We start from the raw sequence: 19,847 nt of genomic DNA on the forward strand, positions 1-19,847 counted from the left end.
TCCTCACGGGCCCCGCAAATCCCCCTTCAAGCACCTTCGAGGCCCGTTCCACTTCCGGTGGACTGGCCCCCCGGTGAAGTCCAACGCCACGTCACTTGGCGGACGGTGCGGCCGAAACCGGCCGATCCGGGGCGCCGCGCATCGTGGCACACATCACAGCGAACACGGTTCCGCCCAAAAGGTATGCGTACATACCGATTCCGGACGAACTCAACAGGAAGTCGCCCTCGGGGCGCGGGATGCCGAGCATCACGTACGCGAGGAACCAGCCGCCCGCCGCGCCGCCGACGCCGAGCCCCGGCCCGAGGAGGATCCGCCCGCCGAGGCACAGCCCGAAGACGGCGAGCAGGGCGAGCAGCAGACCGCCGGGGAACCACAGGTCCACCGCCAGCCAGCCGGCCGCGCCGGTCACGACGCCCGCCAGCAGCAGGCCCAGGCAGCCGGCGATCCGGCCCGGTCCGAGGTTCCCGCTCACGCCTCCACCCCCGCGAAGAGGTCGTGCTCGCGCTCGCCGGCCGCTACGCCGGGCCGCCCGGCGACGAGTTCGTAGTACTCGCGGGTGAACAGCGGCTGCCCGAGGTCGTTGGAGAGGGCGAAGAACGGCCCGTCCACGGCGATCTGGGTGGCGTGGGCCCGCATGGCGGCGGTCTTGGCCGCCACGAGGGCCTCGTCCCCGCCGATCTCGGCGGTGATCAGCCCGTCGGCGACGACCCCCGGCACGTCCTGCGGGGTGGCCGTCCCGGGGAACGGAACCGTACGGTCCGCGCGCAGCCGGGCGAATCCCGCCTCGGCCACGGACAGCGGGACGCGGTTCCAGTAGACCTTCCCGATCCGGTGCGGCTCGCCGAGGCCGGTCCGGTACCCGGGCTCCGCGGCGAGTTCGGCGGCGCGCGTGGCGACGCGGTGGGCCTGGATGTGATCGGGGTGGCCGTACCCGCCGTCCGGGTCGTAGGTGACGAGGACCTGCGGGCGGACCTCGCGGATCACCTCGACGAGGTGGTCGGCGGCCTCGTCCACGTCGGCGGACCAGAAGGCGCCGGGGCGGGTGTTCTGCGGCGCGCCCATCATCCCGGAGTCCCGGAAGCGGCCGGGGCCGCCGAGGAACCGGTGGTCGGTGACGCCCAGTTCGGCCATGGCCGCGGCGAGTTCGCCGACGCGGTGGGGGCCGAGGGTGTCGTCGCGGTCGGCCGCCAGGTGCGCGAGCCCGGGCGGGATGACCTCGCCCTCCTCGCCGAGGGTGCAGGTCACCAGGGTGACGTGCGCGCCCTCGGCCGCGTACTTCGCCATGGTGACGCCGTTGTTGATCGACTCGTCGTCGGGGTGCGCGTGCACGAACAGCAGACGACGGGCGGGAAGACCGTTCATGGGCCAAGCCTAGGGGGTGTCGCCGAAGTCGCTCCGTACGCCCGCAGGGCGGGCCGCGCGGCGTCTGGTGCGTGCGCTCGCGAGGCGGAGGGTCGCCCGTGTACCGGTTGCACACGGGTGATCCCGACAACGCGGCGAGCGGGCGCGCCAGACGCCGCGTGGCAGGAGCGAGTTCGACGACACCCCCTGGGGCGAGAGGCCTAGAACTTGAGCCCACTGATCATGCTCGCCACGTTCGAAGTGAGCTGGTTGAGGGTGGGGGCGATGGTGGAGCTCGCCAGGTAGAAGCCGAGGAGTACGCAGACCACCGCGTGTCCCGCCTTCAGGCCCGACCTGCGGACCAGCAGGAAGACGACGATCGCCAGCAGCACCACGGCCGAGATCGAGAGTGCCACGGCGTTTCACCTCCACGTCGAGCGGACATCGGTTCGCGTATTCGCGCAAGCGTGCTCGGCGAGATGCATACCCACCATGCGCTACGAATCATAACTATCCGTGCCAGCCGACCGATCGAATTCCGGCAGCGCGAGGGGCGTACGAGGTGCACGGTCGGGGTCACGGGGGAGGCCGGCCGGACAGGCTGTGCGCCTCCCCGGCCGGCTGTGGGCACCCGCACGGCCGCACCCGGCCCAGGCTGCCCGCCCGATATCTCGGGGCAGATACGGTCAAGTTGCCCCGGTGTAAACGGTGTTGGCATGGCGGTCCGCGCAGCGGGGGCGGTCGCGCGCGGGTGGCGAGAAATGATCGCCCGCGGACGCCTCCCGTCCGCTCCGTGGACCGCCGGACTACCGGCCGGAGTCCTCCGGCGGGGGCGGGACCACCTGCTTCTCCGCCGCGAAGTGACAGGCCGACGGGTGGGCCGCCGGTCCCGTGGGGAAGACCGCCGGGACGGCCAGCAGGGGCACCTCCGAGGCGCAGCGGGATTCGGCCTTCCAGCAGCGGGTGCGGAAGCGGCAGCCGGACGGCGGGTTCGCCGGGGAGGGGACGTCGCCGGAGAGGATGATCCGCTCGCGGTGGGCGCGCGCTCCGGGGTCGGGTACGGGGACGGCGGAGAGCAGGGCCTGGGTGTACGGGTGGGTCGGGTGCTCGTAGATCTGCGTGTCGGTGCCGGTCTCGACGATCCGGCCCAGGTACATGACGCCGACCCGGTCGGAGATGTGCCGGACGATCGACAGGTCGTGGGCGATGAAGACGTAGGACAGGTCGAACTCGTCCTGGAGCTTCTCCAGCAAGTTGATGACCTGGGCCTGCACGGAGACGTCGAGCGCTGAGACCGGCTCGTCGGCGACGATGATCTCCGGCCGCAGGGCCAGGCCGCGGGCGATGCCGATGCGCTGGCGCTGGCCGCCGGAGAACTGGTGCGGGTAGCGGTTGATGTACTCCGGGTTCAGGCCGACCACGTCCAGCAGGTCCTGCACCTTGCGCCGCCGGTCGCCCCTGGGGGCGACCTCGGGGTGGATCTCGTACGGCTCGCCGATGATGTCGCCGACCGTCATGCGCGGGTTCAGCGAGGTGTACGGGTCCTGGAAGACCATCTGGATGTTGCGGCGTACGGCCTTCAGGGCGCGCCCGGACAGCTTGGTGATGTCCTCGCCCTTGTACGAGATCACGCCCGAGGTCGGCCGCTCCAGGTTGACCAGCATCTTGGCCACGGTCGACTTGCCGCAGCCCGACTCGCCGACGATGCCCAGGGTCTCGCCGGCCTTCAGGGAGAAGGAGACCCCGTCCACGGCCTTGACCGAGCCGATCAGTTTGCGCAAGACGACGCCCTGGGTCAGCGGGTAGTGCTTGACCAGGTCCTTCACTTCGAGAAGGGACTCAGCCATGGAGGCACTCCTTCCAGAAGAAGCAGGCGCTGGTCCGCTCCTCGGAGACCGGCGCCAGCGGCGGCACGTCCGTGCGGCAGACGGCCCGCGCCATCGGGCAGCGGGGGTTGAAGGCGCAGCCGGGCGGGATGGCCAGCAGGTTGGGCGGCAGGCCCTTGATGGCGTACAGCTCCTGCCCCTTCTGGTCCAGGCGCGGGATGGAGTCCAGCAGGCCGCGGGTGTAGGGGTGGGCGGGCGCCCGGTAGATCTCGTGGACGGGGGCCGCCTCGACGATCCGGCCCGCGTACATGACGGCGATCTTGTCGGCGACGTCGGCGACGACGCCGAGGTCGTGGGTGATCAGGATGAGGCCCATGTTCAGCTCGCGCTGGAGCTCCGCGAGCAGGTCCATGACCTGGGCCTGGACCGTCACGTCGAGAGCCGTGGTGGGCTCGTCGGCGATGATCAGCGAGGGTTCCAGGGCCAGCGCCATGGCGATCATGATGCGCTGGCGCATGCCGCCGGAGAACTGGTGCGGGTAGTCCCCCACGCGCTCCTTGGCCGCCGGGATCTTCACCCGGTCCATCAGCTCGACGGCCTTGGCCCGGGAGTCCTTGCGGGACATCCCGCGGTGGACCTCGTACATCTCGCCGAGCTGGGCGCCCACGCTGAGGACGGGGTTGAGGGAGGACAGCGCGTCCTGGAAGATCATCGCCATCTCGGCGCCGCGGATCTTCCTGCGCCGCTCCTCCTTCATCTTCAGCAGGTCCTCGCCCTTGAACAGGATCTCGCCGCCCGCGATGCGGCCGGGCGGCGAGTCCAGGATGCCCATCACGGCCTGGGCGGTGACGGATTTGCCCGAGCCGGACTCGCCGAGCACGGCGAGGGTCTCGCCCTCGTCCACCGAGTAGTCGACGCCGTTGACCGCCTTCGCGACTCCGTCGCGCGTCTTGAATTCCACGTGCAGGTCGCGGACTTCGAGCAGCATGTGCGGGGGCTCCTCAGCGCAGCTTGGGATCGAGGGCGTCGCGCACCGCGTCGCCGAGCATGATGAAGGCGAGCACGGTCAGGCTGAGCGCGCCCGCGGGGTAGAGCAGCATGTGCGGGGCGTTGCGGATCTGCGGGGCCGCGTTGGAGATGTCGATGCCCCAGGAGACGGTGGGCGGGCGCAGGCCGACACCGAGGAAGGACAGGGTGGCCTCCAGGGCGATGTACGTGCCCAGGGCGATGGTCGCGACGACGATGACGGGCGCGACGGCGTTCGGTGCCACGTGCCGCAGCAGTATCCGGCCGTTGCCGGCGCCGAGCGCCCGGGCGGCCTGGACGTAGTCGTTCTGCTTGGCGGTGATCACCGAGCCGCGGGCGATGCGGGCGATCTGCGGCCAGCCCAGCAGCACGATGAAGCCGACCACGGGCCAGACGGTGTTGCTGGTGACCACGGACAGGAAGACCAGGCCGCCGAGGACGACGGGGATGCCGAAGAAGATGTCGGCGACCCGGGAGAGCAGCGAGTCCGACCAGCCGCCGAAGAATCCGGCGAGTCCGCCGAGCGCCGATCCGAGCAGGGCGGCGCCGAGGGTGGCGCAGATGCCGACGGTGATGGAGGCGCGGGCTCCGTAGACGGTGCGGGTGTAGACGTCGCAGCCCTGGGTGTCGTAGCCGAAGGGGTGTCCGGGGGACGCGCCTTGCTGGGACTTGGACAGGTCGCACTGGAGCGGGTCGCCGCTCGCGATCAGCTGGGGCCAGACCGAGATGACGATCAGGAAGAGGATCAGCAGGGAAGAGACGACGAAGACGGGGTTGCGGCGCAGCTGGTGCCAGGCGTCGGACCACAGGGAGCGGGCCTTCTCCTGGGCGCCGGAGCCGCCGGCCGGCCCCGGTCCGGGGCCCTTCTCCAGGCTCTCGGCCTCCTCAAGGGCCAGATCCATGGCGCCTCCCTGGCCGGTGGGTGAGATCGCTTCGTGCCGGCGGGGGCCGACGGGGTCGTAGCCACCGGGTCCTTCCGCGCGCTCGGGACCCTCGGGAGGCTCGGGCTCACGCATAACGGATCCTCGGGTCCAGGACCGCGTAGAGCAGGTCGACGAGCAGGTTCGCCACCAGGAAGACGATGACGAGGATGGTCACGAAGCCGACGACGGTGGGGGCGTTGTTGCGCAGGATGCCCTGGTAGAGCTGGTAGCCGACGCCGTGGATGTTGAAGATCCGCTCGGTGACGATGGCGCCGCCCATGAGGGCGCCGATGTCGGTGCCGATGAAGGTGACGACGGGGATGAGGGAGTTGCGCAGCAGGTGCCGGGTGACGACCCTGCGGCGCGGCAGCCCCTTGGCCACGGCCGTCCGTACGTAGTCGGCCTTGGCGTTCTCGGCGATCGAGGTGCGCGAGAGGCGGGTGACGTAGGCGAGGGAGACGAGGGCGAGCACGATGCCGGGCAGGATCAGTTCGCTGAACGGGGCGTCCGGGGAGACGGTGGGCCGGACCCAGCCCCATTTGACGCCGAAGAGGTACTGGAGCAGGTAGCCGGTGACGAAGGTCGGCACGGAGATGACGACCAGGGTCAGCACCAGCACGCTGGTGTCGACGGACCTGCCGCGGCGCAGGCCGCTGACGACGCCGAGGGTGATGCCGACGACGACCTCGATGACGATGGCGACGATCGTCAGGCGCAGGGTGACGGGGAAGGCGGTGGCCATCAGGGAGGTGACGCTCTGCCCGTTGAAGGCCGTGCCGAAGTCGCCCTGGAAGATCTGGTTCATGTAGTGGAGGTACTGCTTCCACAAGGGCTGGTCGAGGTAGAGGTCCTTGCGGATGCGCGCGGCGGTGGCCGGGTCGGGGGCCTTGTCGCCGAAGAGGGCGGCCACGGGGTCACCGAGCGCGTACACCATGAAGAAGATCAGGAACGTGCTGCCGATGAACACCGGGATCATCTGGAGCAGCCGCCGGATCACATAACGTCCCATGGACTGCTCCAGGATCGATCCGTCGGGGGGTCAGCTGACCTTGATCTGGTCGTAGACCGGGACGCTGAACTGGTTCAGGGTCACGTCCGAGATCCGCTCGGAGTAGCCGGCGCTGCCGTTCTGGTACCAGAGCGGGATGGACGGCATCTGCTCGGCGAGGATCTTCTCGGCGTCCTGGAACGTGGCCGTCGCCTTCGCGGCGTCGCTCTCCTGGTTGGCCTGGTCGACGAGCTTGTCGAACTCCGGGTTGCTGAACTTGCCGTAGTTCGAGGAGGCGCCCGTGTAGTACAGCGGCTCCAGGAAGTTCTGGATCAGCGGGTAGTCGGCCTGCCAGCCGGAGCGGAAGGGGCCGGTCAGCTTGAAGCCGCTCTGCTGGTTGCGGAAGTCGGCGAAGGTGCCGATGGGGTTGACCGTGCAGACCGGGCCCTCGCCCAGGGCGTTGTTGATGCTGTTGCAGACGGCGTCCATCCACTCGCGGTGGGAGCCGGTGTCCACGTTGGAGGTCAGCGTGACCTTGCCGCCGGGCAGGCCGCCGCCCTCCTGGATGAGCTTCTTGGCCTCGGCGGGGTCGTAGACGCAGGCGTCGCCGCAGGCGGTAGCGGAGAAGCCGCCCTGCTCGCCGAGGGCCGGCGAGGTCCAGTCCTTGGCGGGGGTGCGGGTGTCCCGGAAGATCTGCTTGGTGATCTCGTCGCGGTTGATCGCCCGCGAGATGCCCCGGCGGACCTTCTCCATGCCCTCCTTGCCCCACTGGGGGTCGTACAGCGGGAAGGTGAGGGTCTGGATGATCAGGGCCGGCTGGTTGATGTACCGGTCGCCGAGGTCGTTCTGGACGCTCTTGAGCTGCTGCGCCGGGACGTCGTCGACGAGGTCGAGGTTTCCGGAGATCAGGTCCGTGTAGGCGGTGTTGTTGTCGGTGTAGACCTTGAGGTCCACGCCGCCGTTCTGCGCCTTGTCGGTGCCCGGGTAGGCGTCCCAGGCGCGCAGCTTCATGCCGGTGCCCTTGGTGTACGAGTCCACCGTGTACGGGCCGTTGCCGACGGGCTTGTTCAGCCAGCCCGCGTGGTCGGTGAAGAAGGACTTGGGCAGCGGGGAGAACGCCTGGTAGCCGAGGGTCTCGGGCCAGGTGGAGAACTTCTCCTTCAGGGCCACGGTGAAGGTCTTGGGGTCCTTGACCACCAGCCCGGACATCGTCTTGGTCTTGGGGTCCCCGGACTTCGGGTGCAGGTCGTCGTAGCCGACGATGTCCGAGAAGAACGGCGCGTTGTTCTGCTTGTTGCGGACGTCCGCCCCGTAGTTCCAGGCGTCCACGAAGGACTGCGCGGTGACGGGCTCGTCGTTGCTGAACTTCCAGCCGTCCTTCAGCGTGATCGTGAAGTTCTGGCTGTCCGTCGTCTCGATCTTCTCGGCGACCATGTCCTTGGCCTCGCCGGTCTTCGGGTCGTACCGCTTCAGGCCCCGGAAGAGCATGTCGAGGACCTTGCCGCCCTGCACCTCGTTGGTGTTGGCCGGCTCCAGCGGGTTCTGCGGATCACCCCACGAGGAGCTGACGATCCCGGCGCCGCCGTCTCCCCCGCTGTCGCTTCCGCCGCCGCAGGCCGTCGCCGCCAGGGTGACGGCCACCGCGCATGCGGCCCACTTGGCGTGGGTGGCTCCGCGCATGGAGTGCCTCCTATGGGATCCCAAGACTCACGTAGGGGCCAATGTCACCCGGTACGGGGTCCCGCACACTCCTGGTTGGACCGATTGCACCCCCGCGTCACCCGCCTGTCACCCCTGCGGGTGCAAAGGCAGCTCCCAGGTGTCCACCGCGTAGTGCAGCCCCATGCCGTGCGCCTCGTAGAGCGCCAGCGCGCCGGTTTCGTTGTGGGTGTCCACGCCGAGGCCGACGGTGTCCCGGCCCCGGGCCGCGTACGCGGCGAAGCCGTGGCGCAGCAGGTGCCCGCCGATGCCGCGGCCGCGCAGGTCCTTCCGTACGCCGATGTGGCTGATCCAGCCCATGCTGGTGCGGTCGTCCCGGGTGAGGAGCACGGCCGCGTCGCCCGCGCCGGGCAGGCTCGCGATCCACACCAGCGACCAGTCGAGCTGCCGGGCGTCGAGGTGGTCCAGCCAGGGCTCGTACGCGCGGTCGACGTGCCCGAAGTGCGCAGCGAAGGTCTCCTCGACCAGGGCGTGGGCGCGGCGGCGGTCGGCGTCGTCGGCGCCGCAGTGGCGCAGGGACAGCCCGGCGGGCGGGGCGGGGGCCGGGTCGGCGGCCGGGGACAGGGCCTTGGTCATGACCTGGTAGCGGCGGATGGTGCGGTAGCCGCGGCCGGTCAGGAGGGAGAGGTCCAGGGTGGGTTCCACGTTGAGCTGGATCCGCAGGCCGCCGGGGCCGGCTCCGGCGGCCAGTTCGCGGGCCCGGGCCTCCATGCGGTCCAGCAGCAGGGCGGCGGCCTCCGGGTGGCCGGGCAGGACGTAGTGGTCGCCGTCGACGCGGCCGGGGCCGGCGTCGGTCCAGACGAGGGCGTAGGCGAGGAGCCGGCCGCCCTCGAAGGCGAGCCAGGAGTCGGTGGCGAGGTCGACGCCGGGGTGGTTGAGGTCGGCCTCGACGGCGGCGAGGTCGGTCTCCGGGCGGCCGATCTCGATGACGTCGACGGCGTTGAGCAGGGCGCAGATGTCGGACGCGTCCCCTGGCCCGGCGGGCCGGACGGTCAGCATGGCGGTCATCGGCCCACTCTCGGCCCGGGCGGCCGCCCGGTGCAACCGCGTTTCCCGTACGGGGAACGCCGGAGCGCCCGGCACCGGAGGAGTCCGGCGCCGGGCGCTCTGGGGGGCGTACGCCCTCGGCGGGGTCAGACGGCCAGGATGGCCTTCTCCTCCGCGAAGTGGCACGCCGATTCGTGCGCGGCCAGGACGTCCTGGCCCCTGAACCGCTCCGGGATCGCCAGCAGGGGCTCCTCCGTGGAGCACTTGTCCTGGGCCTTCCAGCAGCGGGTGCGGAAGCGGCAGCCCGACGGCGGGTTGGCCGGGGACGGCACGTCACCGGTGAGGATGATGCGCTCGCGGCCCTCACGGGCAGCCGGGTCCGGCACCGGCACCGCGGAGAGCAGCGCCTGGGTGTACGGGTGGGTCGGGTGCTCGTAGATCTGGCCGTCGGTACCGATCTCGGCCATCTTGCCGAGGTACATGACGCCGACGCGGTCCGAGATGTGCCGGACGATCGAGAGGTCGTGCGCGATGAAGAGGTAGGAGAGGTTGAACTCGTCCTGGAGCTTCTCCATCAGGTTGATGACCTGGGCCTGCACCGACACGTCGAGCGCGGAGACCGGCTCGTCGCAGATGATGATCTCCGGGTTGAGCGCGAGGCCTCGGGCGATGCCGATGCGCTGGCGCTGGCCGCCGGAGAACTGGTGCGGGTACCGGTTGATGTACTCCGGGTTCAGGCCCACGACGTCCAGGAGGTCCTGGACCTTGCGGCGCCGTCCGCCCTTCGGGGCCACCTCGGGGTGGATCTCGAAGGGCTCCCCGATGATGTCGCCGACCGTCATGCGCGGGTTCAGCGAGGTGTACGGGTCCTGGAACACCATCTGGATGTTGCGGCGGACGGCCTTCATGGCGCGCCCGGACAGCTTGGTGATGTCCTGGCCCTTGTAGAAGACCTCGCCGGAGGTGGCGGTCTCCAGGCTCATCAGCAGCTTGGCGACGGTGGACTTGCCACAGCCGGACTCGCCGACGATCCCGAGGGTCTCACCGCGGTACAGGTCGAAGGAGATCCCGTCGACCGCCTTGACCGCGCCGACCTGCTTCTTGAACAGGATGCCCTGGGTCAGCGGGAAGTGCTTGACCAGGTTGCGGACCTGGAGGATCGGCTCGCGCTCGGTGACGTTCTTGGTGAGCTCAGCCATGGATCTGCTCCTTCCAGAAGTGGCACGCGCTGGTGCGGCCGGGCAGGTCGGCGCCGTCCCGCTCGGTCACCGGGTGCAGGACCGGCACGTCGGTGCGGCAGATGTCCTGCGCCTTGGGGCAGCGCGGGTTGAAGGCGCAGCCCGACGGGATGTTGAGCAGGTTGGGCGGCAGGCCCTTGATCGCGTAGAGCTCCTGGCCCTTCTGGTCCAGGCGCGGGATCGAGTCCAGCAGGCCGCGGGTGTACGGGTGCGCGGGGCGCTTGTAGATCTCGTGGACCGGGGCGTTCTCGACGATCCGGCCGCCGTACATGACGGCGATCTTGTCCGCGACGTCGGCGACGACGCCGAGGTCGTGGGTGATCAGGATGAGGCCCATGTTCATCTCGCGCTGGAGCTCCGCGAGCAGGTCCATGACCTGGGCCTGGACCGTCACGTCGAGAGCCGTGGTGGGCTCGTCGGCGATGATCAGGTCGGGCTCCAGGGCCATCGCCATGGCGATCATGATGCGCTGGCGCATGCCGCCGGAGAACTGGTGCGGGTAGTCCCCCACGCGCGCCTTGGCGGCGGGGATCTTCACGCGGTCCATGAGCTCGATGGCCTTGGCGGTGGCGTCCTTCTTGGACATGCCGCGGTGGACGCGGAACATCTCGCCGAGCTGGGCGCCGACGGTGTGCACCGGGTTCAGCGAGGACAGCGCGTCCTGGAAGATCATGGCGATCTTCTGGCCGCGGACCTTGCGGAACTCTTCGGCGGGCAGCTTCAGCAGGTCGGTGCCCTGGAACAGGATCTCGCCGTGCGGGATCTTGCCGGGCGGCATGTCGAGGATGCCCATGATGGCCTGCGCCGTCACGGACTTGCCCGAGCCGGACTCGCCGAGGACGGCGAGGGTCTCGCCCGCGTTCACGGAGTACGAGACGCCGTTCACGGCCTTGGCGACACCGTCGCGGGTGTGGAACTCGACGTGCAGGTCGCGCACTTCGAGCAGGGGGGTCCCCTCCGGCGCCGAACGGGGCGCGGGGACGTTCGAGGTCTTGTCGATGATGGTCAACGTACGCCCTTCCTCAGCGCAGCTTCGGGTCGAGGGCGTCGCGGACCGCGTCGCCGACCATGATGAACGCGAGCACGGTCACGCTCAGCGCCGCGGCCGGGAACAGCAGTACGTGGGGCGCCTGGAGCCAGCGGACGGAAGCGTCGCTGACCATCAGGCCCCACGAGATCCCCGGCGGCTGGACGCCGATACCGAGGTACGACAGGGCCGCCTCCGCGGAGATGTACACACCCAGGCTGATCGCGCCGACCACGATGACGGGGGCGACCGCGTTCGGCAGGATGTGCCGGACCGTGATGCGCCAGGTGCCGGCGCCGAGGGCGCGGGCGGCCATCACGTAGTCGTTGTTCTTGTTCTGCAGCACCGAGGAACGCATGATGCGGAAGATCTGCGGCCAGCCCAGCGTCGCGAGGACCACCGAGACGGTCCAGGCGTTGCCCTGCAGGCCGGACATGATCAGCATGCCGCCGAGGAGCACCGGGATGGCGAAGAAGATCTCGGTGAAGCGGGACAGGACGCTGTCCACGAACCCGCCGACCCAGCCGGCGATCAGACCGAGCCCGCTGCCGACGAGCAGCACCAGGGTGGTGGTGGTGATGCCGACGATCACGGAGTTGCGGGCCGCCCACACGGTACGCGTGTAGACGTCGCAGCCCTGGATGTCGTAGCCGAACCAGTGGCTGGAGCTGGGCGTCTTGAGGGAGTCCTGGAGCTTGCACGCGGTGGCGTCGAACGGGCTGCCGCTGGTGAACAGCCCCGGCACGGCGGCCAGGACGAGCAGGAACAGCACGAGGACGGCGCCGATGATGAACACCGGGTTGCGACGGAGGTCGCCCATAGCGTCGGACCAGAGGCTGGCCTCGCGCTCCTTCTTCGCGGGCTTGGCGTGCTTGCTCGCGGAGGGGGCCCCGGCGGTCTGGGTATCGGTCGTCAACTCGTCCCCCACCGTTGTTGTGTCACGCATAGCGGATCCTCGGGTCGAGCACGGCGTAGAGCATGTCCACGGCCAGGTTGGCGACGAGGTACACGATGATGAGCAGCGAGACGACGCCGACGATCACCGTGCCCTCCTTCCGGTAGACCGATTCGGCCAGCAGGCCGCCGATTCCGTGGATGTTGAAGATCTTCTCGGTGATGACGGCGCCGCCCATGAGGGAGCCGAGGTCCGCACCGAGGAAGGTGACGATCGGGATCAGCGCGTTGCGCAGGGCGTGGCGGCCCACGACGCGGCTGCGGGGCAGGCCCTTGGCGGTCGCGGTGCGCACGTAGTCGGCGCGCATGGTCTCCATCAGGCTGGTACGGGTCAGTCGTGCCACGTACGCCAGGGAGGTCGAGGCGAGTACCAGCGCCGGGAGGAGGTAGGCGCGGATGCCGTCGGCCTCGTTGAAGGAGACGGGGAAGAAGTCGAAGCCGAAGTCGGTCTTGAGCTTCACGCCCAGGCTGAGCTGGAGCACGAAGCCGGTGACGAAGACCGGCACCGAGATGACCAGGAGGGTGGAGAGCAGCACCAGCTGGTCGAGGAACCTGCCGCGGCGCAGGGCCGCCATGATGCCGGCGAGCACGCCGACGACGGCCTCGATCGCGAAGGCGAGGAGGGCCAGGTTGACCGTGTAGGGGAAGGCTTCAGTGATCTTGTCCCACACCGAACGGCCGGTGAGCGTCTCGCCGAAGTTCCCCTGGGCGAGGTTGGTGATGTAGTGCCAGTACTGCGCCAGGAACGATTCGTCGAGGTGGTACTTCTCGCGCAGCATCGCCGCGACGAGGGGGTCGGCCTTCTTCTCGCCGGCCAGCGCCTGGATCGGGTCGCCGGGAAGCTTGAAAGCCAGCCAGTAAATGAGGAACGTGGCACCGATCAGGACAGGGATCGCCTGTATGAGTCGGCGGATGAGGTAGCGGCCCATCAGACCTCCAACAGAAGAGCAGGGGGAAGGGGCAGACAGGCGGAAACCTGCTTCCGCCTGCCCGCCCCGTGTGTCCCCTTGGTGTGAAGAGGGGTGTTAGTTGCGCTCGACCTTGGCCAGGTCCATGCGGCCCTGGGCGTCGATCTCAACGTTCTTCACGGACTTGGAGTAGGCCGAAGAAGACATGTAGGTGAAGACCGGGATGTACGGCAGGTCCTTGATGATGACGTCATCGGCCTGCTGGTACAGCTTGAGGGCCTCCGCCGGGTCGGCGGTCTTGTCGGCCTGGTCAAGCAGGGTCTCGAACTCCTCGTTGACGTAGGCGCCGTAGTTGGAGCCGTTGTCGATCGCGACCTTCGAGAAGATCGGACGGAGGTAGTTCTCGGCCGCCGGGTAGTCCATGGACCACGCCATGCGGAAGGCGCCCTTGTACTTCTGGTCGCCCAGCTCGGTCAGCATGTCGCCGAACTTGGTGAACGGCTTGGCGGTGACCTCGATGCCGAGGTTCGCCTTCAGCTGGTTGGCGACGGCCTCGATCCACTCCTTGTGGCCGCCGTCGGCGTTGTAGCCGAGCTCGATCTTGTTGCCCGGGATGCCGCCGGCCTGGGTGTAGAGCTCCTTGGCCTTGGTCGGGTTGTAGGTGCCGACCTCGCCCAGCGCGCCCTTGCGGTAACCCGGGATGAGCGGGTTGATGAAGTCGTCCGCCGGCTTGCGGGTGCCGTTGAAGATGGTCTTCGTGATGGCGTCCCGGTCGATGGCCATCGAGATGGCCTTGCGGATCTCGACCTTGCCGAACGCCTCGGGGTTCGTCTTCAGCGGGAGACCGATGTAGCCGACGCCGGACTCGGGCTTGTAGATGTAGCGGTCGCCGAACTCCTGCGAAACGCTGGCCATCGCGGAGACGGGGAGCTTGTCGACGATCTGGAGCGTGTCGGCGCGCAGGTCGTTGTACGCGGTGTCCAGGTTGTCGTAGATCTTGAAGGTGACGCCCTGGAGCTTGGCGCGACCCTCGGCCGGGTACTTGTCGTACCGCTTGACCTTGATCTGCTTGTTGTGCTCCCAGACACCGTCCATCTGGAAGGCGCCGTTGCCGATCGGGGCCTCGCCGAACTTCTTCGGGTCGGCGTCGAAGGCCTTCGGCAGCGGGTAGAAGGCGTTGTAGCCCAGCATGGTCTTGAACTGGGAGAACGGGGCCTTCAGCTTGACGGTGAAGGTCTTCTCGTCGACGACCTTCAGGCCCTTGAGCTCGGTGGCGGTGGGCTTCTTGTCCTTGCCCGGCGCCAGCTCGTCGGAGCCTTCGATCTTCGCGAAGAACGGCAGGCCCTCAGCGGCGTTGTCCTGGTTGGCACCCCAGTTCCAGGCGCGGACGAACGACTGCGCGTCGACCTTGTCGCCGTTGTGGAAGGTGTAGCCGTCCTTGAGCTTGATGGTCCAGGTCTGCGAGTCCGTGGTGTCGATGGACTCGGCGACCGCGAGCTGCGTCTCGTTGGTCTTGTTGTCGTACTGCACCAGACCGGTGAAGAGCGCGTTGAGAACCTCCGCGCCCTCGGACTCGGCGGTGTTCTGACCCACAAGACCGTGCTGCGGCTCGCCGAGCACGACGGTGATGCTGCCACCGGCACTGCTGCCGGAGTCGTCCTTGCCGGTACCACAAGCCGTGGCAGCCATCGCCACGACGACGGCACCCGCGACCCACTTGGCGCTCGTTGCTCCGCGCATGGGTAATTGCCTCCTCAGGAGTCACTGTCGATAAGTGAAGGGCCCGGCTGCGCTGACACCCCTGACAGCGAAATCCGGCCCCATCGTGCGTGCTCGTGAGTCGGCGCTCCCCACAGCGCATGACCCATTGACCCGAGCTCAATGGAGCCATCCTCAGGGACGCCCAGACCGTAAACCACACTTAAGTGGTCTCGTTTTCACAACATCACCGCATGACCAAAACCCGAAATCCGGACAAACGGATAGGAGACAGACACGTGCGAAACGGACGGTTAGCTCACCTTCCGGAGTGTCACGGTCGGTATGCGGACGCCTGAACCAAAAAATCCGATTGACAAAAGCGAACAGCCCCTCCCGTCACGGACTCCGTGACGGGAGGGGCTGTCGATTCCCGCGGGTGTTTCGGCCACCCCATGCGCCGCGCAAGCGGCACACGGGGTACAGCCGGACTACTCCGGTACTACTTGGCGGACTTGGCGCGCGAAGCGGTGCGCGAGCGGTCCTTCTGGTCCAGGACGACCTTGCGGATGCGGACGGCCTCCGGGGTCACCTCGACGCACTCGTCGTCGCGGCAGAACTCGAGGGACTGCTCCAGCGAGAGCTTGCGCGGGGGCACCACGTTCTCGGTGTTGTCCGCGGAAGCCGCACGCATGTTGGTGAGCTTCTTCTCCTTGGTGATGTTCACGTCCATGTCATCGGAGCGCGAGTTCTCGCCGATGATCATGCCCTCGTACACCTCGGTGCCGGGGTCGGTGAACAGGACGCCGCGCTCCTGGAGGTTGATCATCGCGAACGGCGTGACCGAGCCGGAGCGGTCGGCGACCAGGGAACCGTTGTTACGGGTCACCAGCGGGCCGAACCACGGCTCGTGGCCCTCGTGGATGGAGTGGGCGATGCCGGTGCCGCGCGTGCCCGTCAGGAACTCCGTACGGAAGCCGATGAGGCCGCGGGACGGGACGACGAACTCCATGCGGACCCAGCCGGAGCCGTGGTTCGACATGTTGTCCATGCGGCCCTTGCGGACGCCCATGAGCTGCGTGACCGCGCCCATGTGCTCCTCGGGGACGTCGATCGTCATGCGCTCGACCGGCTCGTGCACCTTGCCGTCGATCTCCTGCGTGACGACCTGCGGCTTGCCGATGGTCAGCTCGAAGCCCTCGCGGCGCATCTGCTCGACCAGGATGGCGAGCGCGAGCTCACCGCGGCCCTGGACCTCCCAGGCGTCCGGGCGCTCGGTGTCGAGGACGCGGAGCGAGACGTTGCCGACCAGCTCGCGGTCGAGACGGTCCTTGACCTGGCGGGCGGTGACCTTGCGGTCCTTGACCGCGGACTTGGCGTCCGCGCCCTTGCCGCTGCCGCCGCGGCCGACCATCGGGGAGGTGTTCGTACCGATCGTCATGGAGATCGCCGGCTCGTCGACCGAGATCAGCGGGAGCGCGATCGGGTTCTCCGGGTCGGCGAGGGTCTCGCCGATCATGATGTCGGGGAAGCCGGCGACCGCGCAGATGTCACCCGGGCCCGCCACCTCGGCCGGCTTGCGGGTGAGCGCCTCGGTCATCATCAGCTCGGTGATGCGGACGTTGGAGATGGTGCCGTCACGCTTGATCCACGCGACCGTCTGGCCCTTGCGCAGCTCGCCCTGCTCGACGCGGACGAGCGCGATGCGGCCGAGGAAGTTGTCGGCGTCCAGGTTGGTGACGTGGGCCTGGAGGGGGGCCTCCTCGTCGTACACCGGGGCCGGGACGTGCTCCAGGATGGTGGAGAAGAAGGGCTCCAGGCTGTCGCTGTCCGGGGGGACGGTGCCGTCCGCGGGCTTGGTCAGCGAGGCGACGCCGTCACGGCCGCAGGCGTAGACGATCGGGAACTCGATCTGCTCCTCGTCCGCGTCCAGGTCCAGGAAGAGGTCGTACGTCTCGTTGACGACCTCGTCGATCCGGGAGTCGGGACGGTCCGTCTTGTTGATGCAGAGGATGACCGGCAGCTTCTGCTGCAGAGCCTTCCGCAGGACGAAGCGGGTCTGGGGCAGCGGACCCTCGGAGGCGTCCACCAGCAGGACGACGGCGTCCACCATCGACAGACCGCGCTCGACCTCGCCACCGAAGTCGGCGTGACCGGGGGTGTCGATGATGTTGATCGTGATCGGGGCCCCCCCGTCCTTGGGGTGGTACTTCACCGCCGTGTTCTTGGCGAGGATCGTGATGCCCTTTTCACGCTCCAGGTCGTTCGAGTCCATCATGCGGTCGTCGAGGTGCTGGTGGGCGGCGAAGGCACCGGCCTGCTTGAGCATGGCATCGACGATGGTCGTCTTGCCATGGTCGACGTGGGCGACGATGGCGACGTTACGGATGTCGTGGCGCGTGGGCACTTCGGCGCTTCTCCCGGGATCGTGGATGGCGTCGCGTACGGCCTGGCACGCGCGCCTCGACCGGGCGGAAACCTGCCACGGCCTTACCCCATCGTACGTCGCGCAGCGGGAACCGCCTGCCGGGGGGTCTGTCAAGAGGCCGGACGAATGAGGGCGGCCGAGGGTTGGGTGGGGTGACTCGACCGCCCGTCCAGCCGGTGTTCATGCGGGTCAACGGGTATTCACGACCTTGCCCGCCGGGGATCCGGCGGGCAAGGAACTTGAGTCACTTCTGAGCTTGTGACTCGCCGGTCAACCTCTCTGGAACCGGTTTGTCACTACTTCTTCCCGCCTTCTTCCCGCGCGCTTCCCGCGGTCCTCCCCCGCCCCTCCTACTTCCGCCTGTCCTTGGCGGGCGAAGCCTTCTTCCACCCGATGTCCTGGAAGCGCGGGGCACCGAGGCCGAAGGCGCCGGCGTTGACCAGGCTCGGCTTGGCGGCCACCAGCTCCGGGCGCTGGTAGAGCGGGATGGAGCCGGCGGCGGCCCAGATCCGGGCGTCCGCCTTGCGCACCAGCTCCCGCGACTGCTCCTCGTCCAGCTCGCCGACGGCCTGGTCGAAGAGCTGGTCGATGTGGTCGGTGCCGACCCGGGTGTAGTTCTGTTCGACGAGCAGCGAGCCGTCCGCGGCCGGCTCCGGCTTCGCGAAGATCGGCCGGGCGTCGGTGGCGGGGTAGGCGGTCGCCGGCCACGAGTACAGGGCCAGGTCGTACTGGCCCGAGGCGATGTGGTCCTTGAAGAAGCTCTCGTCGGCCACCTTGGTGATCTCGGTGCTCACCCCGACCTTCCGCAGCATCTGGCTGATCCGCTCGCCGACCGCGCGCAGCGGCTCCGAGCCGGGACCCGCCGGGAGGACGAACCGCAGGGCCAGTGCCTTGCCGTCCTTGGCGAGCGTCGAGCCGGAGGTACGGTTCGCTCGCTTCGCCGGGGGCGGGGAGGTCGGGACCCCCTCGGCCGCGTCCACCTCGGCCGTCCCGGCAGCCTCGGCGTCGAGAGCCGGGCCGCGCTTGCCGTCGTCCACTGCCGCGGCCGCCGCGGCCTGGGTCAGCAGCGAGGCCCGCTGGTCGGCGGCGAACGGCGCGGGGGCCAGCACCGGGGAGGGGCCGTCCTGCTCCGGCCGCGCGCCCGGGGCGAAGGCGTCGGCGTCGACGATCTCGCCGTCGGGGGCGTGCCGCGGGTCCTCGGCGACGAGCCCGTCGCCGCCCGGGCCGTGGTCGCGGGCCGCCGCGTCCAGGCGCGCGGCCACCGACAGCGGGTCGCCGTTGCGCCCGTCGTCCTGGCCGACGATGTAGAGGCCGTCGTTCCCGGTGCCCGGGCCCGACGGGGTCTTCGCGTCGTCCTTGCCCGCGTTCTCGGCGCCCGCCTCGGCGCCGGCCGGCTCGGTGAGCCTGCCGCCGGGGCGCCATCCCGCGTCCGCCAGGAGGGCCTGGGCCGCCTGGGTGTCCTGGCTGCCGAGGGCGCCGCTGTTGTCGGCGTACGCCCGCTGCCCGGCGAGGGCCACGTGGCTGCCGACGGGCTTGGCCGGCAGGCCGAGCGGCTTCAGTACGATCTCGGCCAGCGTCTTGCGGTCCAGGGCGCGGGCGATGGCCCGGCGGACCCGCTCGTCCGCCAGCGGGCCGGAGGCCCCGTTCATCGCGAGCTGCGTGTAGGCCGGCTCCAGGGACTTGCGGACGGTGAAGGTACGCAGGGCCGCCTGCTCGTCGGCGTACCGCTTGACCGCTTCGGCGTTCTTCTGGCGGGACTCGTGCTCGGCGGCGGCCTTGCCCTGGTCCGCGCCGAAGGCGATCGCCCACGACAGGGTGGCCTGCGCCGCCGTCAGGGAGGTGCCCGGACCGTGGGCCGGAGCCCCGCCCGAGCCCGCGGCGGTGCCCGCGGCGCCGCTCCGGCCGGCGTCCCGGCGGGCCAGCTCGATCCGGTCGGCGCCCGCACGGTCGATCTCCGCCAGGTCGATCTTCCCGGCGGCCAGCGCGGCCGGCCGGTCGGCCCGCGGCACGGCCGTCAGCACCAGCGAGTCCAGCTTGGCCGTCTTGCCCCACCAGCGGGGGTTGCGGGTCAGGGCGACGGAACCGGTCTTCTTGTCGATCGCGCCGAGGTTGAAGGGGCCCGCGGTGACCTTGAGGGCCCCTCGCGCGCCTTCGTTGAAGGCGTCCGGGGTGCCGGTGACCTGCTTGGGGTAGAGCGGGGTGAACAGCGAGCGCCAGTCGGCGTACGGCTTGGCGAAGGTGACCTTGACCTCCAGGTCGGTCTTGCCGCGCTCGATCTTCTCGATCCGCTCGTAGCCCGCGTTCCGGGCCGTCCAGTACGCCGAGTCCTTGCCGTTGAGGGCCCGCCACTGCGCGAGGAAATCGGCGGCGCCGATCTCGCGGCCGTCGCTCCACACCGCCTGCTGGTGCAGCTTGTACAGGACGACCTGCTTGGGCTCGCGCTCGACGACCTCCGCCTTCTCCAAGTAGTCGGGATTGGCCACCGGCCGGCCCTTGCCGTCCAGCACGAACAGCTGGGGCAGCACGGCCCCGGCGATCCGGCCGGTGGTGGCGTCCGCGTCGGCCTGGAAGGTGTTCAGGGTCGCCGGGAGGGCGTCCACCGCCCAGCGCAGCACACCCCCGTCGGCGACCCGGTCACGGGCGGTCGTGGCGATGTCCTGCCCTGCGGCGGCAGGGCCGCCCTCGTCGTCGCCCGCGCCGCAGCCCGTGAGCAGCGGCAGCGCGAGGACTCCCGAGGTCAGGAGCGCCAAGGACCTGCGCCTTCTCTGGGACATGGGTCGT

At 69.4% G+C, this 19,847-nt stretch carries 16 protein-coding genes; all 16 read right to left on the reverse strand.

All coding sequences use genetic code 11. The features are described 5' to 3' along the window. Window positions 1–91: 91 nt before the first annotated feature. The gene (locus OTB16_RS02885) at window positions 92–475 is read right to left on the reverse strand and encodes a DUF6113 family protein (protein ID WP_267718190.1); all 384 of its coding nucleotides are present in this window, start codon (window positions 473–475) and stop codon (window positions 92–94) included. Then, window positions 472–1,365, reverse strand: coding sequence for an N-acetyl-1-D-myo-inositol-2-amino-2-deoxy-alpha-D-glucopyranoside deacetylase (gene mshB / locus OTB16_RS02890; protein ID WP_267718191.1), 894 nt, complete (start codon window positions 1,363–1,365; stop codon window positions 472–474). Before mshB ends, OTB16_RS02885 begins: the two co-directional genes overlap by 4 nt. Before the next feature lie 200 nt (window positions 1,366–1,565). Continuing rightward, window positions 1,566–1,760 carry a hypothetical protein gene (locus OTB16_RS02895; protein WP_267718192.1) on the reverse strand — a complete coding sequence of 65 codons (195 nt, stop codon included), beginning with the start codon at window positions 1,758–1,760 and terminating at the stop codon, window positions 1,566–1,568. 390 nt (window positions 1,761–2,150) lie between these two features. Next, window positions 2,151–3,191 (reverse strand): ABC transporter ATP-binding protein, encoded by a 1,041-nt coding sequence (locus tag OTB16_RS02900; protein ID WP_267718193.1) that lies wholly within the window; start codon window positions 3,189–3,191, stop codon window positions 2,151–2,153. After that, window positions 3,184–4,158: an ABC transporter ATP-binding protein gene (locus OTB16_RS02905; protein WP_267718194.1), complete on the reverse strand. Its 975-nt coding sequence runs from the start codon at window positions 4,156–4,158 to the stop codon at window positions 3,184–3,186. The genes OTB16_RS02900 and OTB16_RS02905 overlap by 8 nt, the downstream gene beginning before the upstream one ends. A 13-nt stretch (window positions 4,159–4,171) precedes the next feature. Next, window positions 4,172–5,212, reverse strand: coding sequence for an ABC transporter permease (locus tag OTB16_RS02910; RefSeq protein WP_420717596.1), 1,041 nt, complete (start codon window positions 5,210–5,212; stop codon window positions 4,172–4,174). After that, window positions 5,205–6,128 (reverse strand): ABC transporter permease, encoded by a 924-nt coding sequence (locus OTB16_RS02915; RefSeq protein WP_267718198.1) that lies wholly within the window; start codon window positions 6,126–6,128, stop codon window positions 5,205–5,207. The genes OTB16_RS02910 and OTB16_RS02915 overlap by 8 nt, the downstream gene beginning before the upstream one ends. A gap of 30 nt (window positions 6,129–6,158) precedes the next feature. Then, window positions 6,159–7,787 (reverse strand): peptide ABC transporter substrate-binding protein, encoded by a 1,629-nt coding sequence (locus OTB16_RS02920; protein WP_267718199.1) that lies wholly within the window; start codon window positions 7,785–7,787, stop codon window positions 6,159–6,161. Window positions 7,788–7,895: 108 nt separating this feature from the next. Next, window positions 7,896–8,834 (reverse strand): GNAT family N-acetyltransferase, encoded by a 939-nt coding sequence (locus OTB16_RS02925; RefSeq protein WP_267718200.1) that lies wholly within the window; start codon window positions 8,832–8,834, stop codon window positions 7,896–7,898. 125 nt (window positions 8,835–8,959) lie between these two features. After that, window positions 8,960–10,012 carry an ABC transporter ATP-binding protein gene (locus tag OTB16_RS02930; protein ID WP_267718201.1) on the reverse strand — a complete coding sequence of 351 codons (1,053 nt, stop codon included), beginning with the start codon at window positions 10,010–10,012 and terminating at the stop codon, window positions 8,960–8,962. Next, window positions 10,005–11,060 (reverse strand): ABC transporter ATP-binding protein, encoded by a 1,056-nt coding sequence (locus OTB16_RS02935; RefSeq protein ID WP_267718202.1) that lies wholly within the window; start codon window positions 11,058–11,060, stop codon window positions 10,005–10,007. Before OTB16_RS02935 ends, OTB16_RS02930 begins: the two co-directional genes overlap by 8 nt. A gap of 13 nt (window positions 11,061–11,073) precedes the next feature. Next, the gene (locus OTB16_RS02940) at window positions 11,074–12,024 is read right to left on the reverse strand and encodes an ABC transporter permease (protein ID WP_267718203.1); all 951 of its coding nucleotides are present in this window, start codon (window positions 12,022–12,024) and stop codon (window positions 11,074–11,076) included. After that, complete coding sequence (locus OTB16_RS02945; protein WP_267718204.1) at window positions 12,017–12,961, reverse strand: ABC transporter permease; 945 nt, start codon at window positions 12,959–12,961, stop codon at window positions 12,017–12,019. The genes OTB16_RS02940 and OTB16_RS02945 overlap by 8 nt, the downstream gene beginning before the upstream one ends. Before the next feature lie 96 nt (window positions 12,962–13,057). Continuing rightward, window positions 13,058–14,680 carry a peptide ABC transporter substrate-binding protein gene (locus tag OTB16_RS02950; RefSeq protein ID WP_267718206.1) on the reverse strand — a complete coding sequence of 541 codons (1,623 nt, stop codon included), beginning with the start codon at window positions 14,678–14,680 and terminating at the stop codon, window positions 13,058–13,060. 460 nt (window positions 14,681–15,140) lie between these two features. Then, window positions 15,141–17,045, reverse strand: coding sequence for a translational GTPase TypA (gene typA / locus OTB16_RS02955; protein ID WP_267718207.1), 1,905 nt, complete (start codon window positions 17,043–17,045; stop codon window positions 15,141–15,143). Window positions 17,046–17,416: 371 nt separating this feature from the next. Beyond that, window positions 17,417–19,840 carry an ABC transporter family substrate-binding protein gene (locus OTB16_RS02960; protein WP_267718208.1) on the reverse strand — a complete coding sequence of 808 codons (2,424 nt, stop codon included), beginning with the start codon at window positions 19,838–19,840 and terminating at the stop codon, window positions 17,417–17,419. Window positions 19,841–19,847 lie beyond the last annotated feature (7 nt).

It is taken from the genome of Streptomyces antarcticus, assembly GCF_026627255.1.
Taxonomy (GTDB): domain Bacteria; phylum Actinomycetota; class Actinomycetes; order Streptomycetales; family Streptomycetaceae; genus Streptomyces; species Streptomyces antarcticus.

Excerpts from the sequence above, each read along its gene's own strand:
- mshB (WP_267718191.1), bottom strand. The coding sequence starts at position 1,365 with ATGAACGGTCTTCCCGCCCGTCGTCTGCTGTTCGTGCACGCGCACCCC.
- OTB16_RS02925 (WP_267718200.1), bottom strand. The coding sequence starts at position 8,834 with ATGACCGCCATGCTGACCGTCCGGCCCGCCGGGCCAGGGGACGCGTCC.
- OTB16_RS02915 (WP_267718198.1), bottom strand. The coding sequence starts at position 6,128 with ATGGGACGTTATGTGATCCGGCGGCTGCTCCAGATGATCCCGGTGTTC.
- OTB16_RS02960 (WP_267718208.1), bottom strand. The coding sequence starts at position 19,840 with ATGTCCCAGAGAAGGCGCAGGTCCTTGGCGCTCCTGACCTCGGGAGTC.
- OTB16_RS02905 (WP_267718194.1), bottom strand. The coding sequence starts at position 4,158 with ATGCTGCTCGAAGTCCGCGACCTGCACGTGGAATTCAAGACGCGCGAC.
- OTB16_RS02910 (WP_420717596.1), bottom strand. The coding sequence starts at position 5,212 with ATGCGTGAGCCCGAGCCTCCCGAGGGTCCCGAGCGCGCGGAAGGACCC.
- OTB16_RS02900 (WP_267718193.1), bottom strand. The coding sequence starts at position 3,191 with ATGGCTGAGTCCCTTCTCGAAGTGAAGGACCTGGTCAAGCACTACCCG.
- OTB16_RS02950 (WP_267718206.1), bottom strand. The coding sequence starts at position 14,680 with ATGCGCGGAGCAACGAGCGCCAAGTGGGTCGCGGGTGCCGTCGTCGTG.
- OTB16_RS02945 (WP_267718204.1), bottom strand. The coding sequence starts at position 12,961 with ATGGGCCGCTACCTCATCCGCCGACTCATACAGGCGATCCCTGTCCTG.
- OTB16_RS02920 (WP_267718199.1), bottom strand. The coding sequence starts at position 7,787 with ATGCGCGGAGCCACCCACGCCAAGTGGGCCGCATGCGCGGTGGCCGTC.
- OTB16_RS02940 (WP_267718203.1), bottom strand. The coding sequence starts at position 12,024 with ATGCGTGACACAACAACGGTGGGGGACGAGTTGACGACCGATACCCAG.
- OTB16_RS02930 (WP_267718201.1), bottom strand. The coding sequence starts at position 10,012 with ATGGCTGAGCTCACCAAGAACGTCACCGAGCGCGAGCCGATCCTCCAG.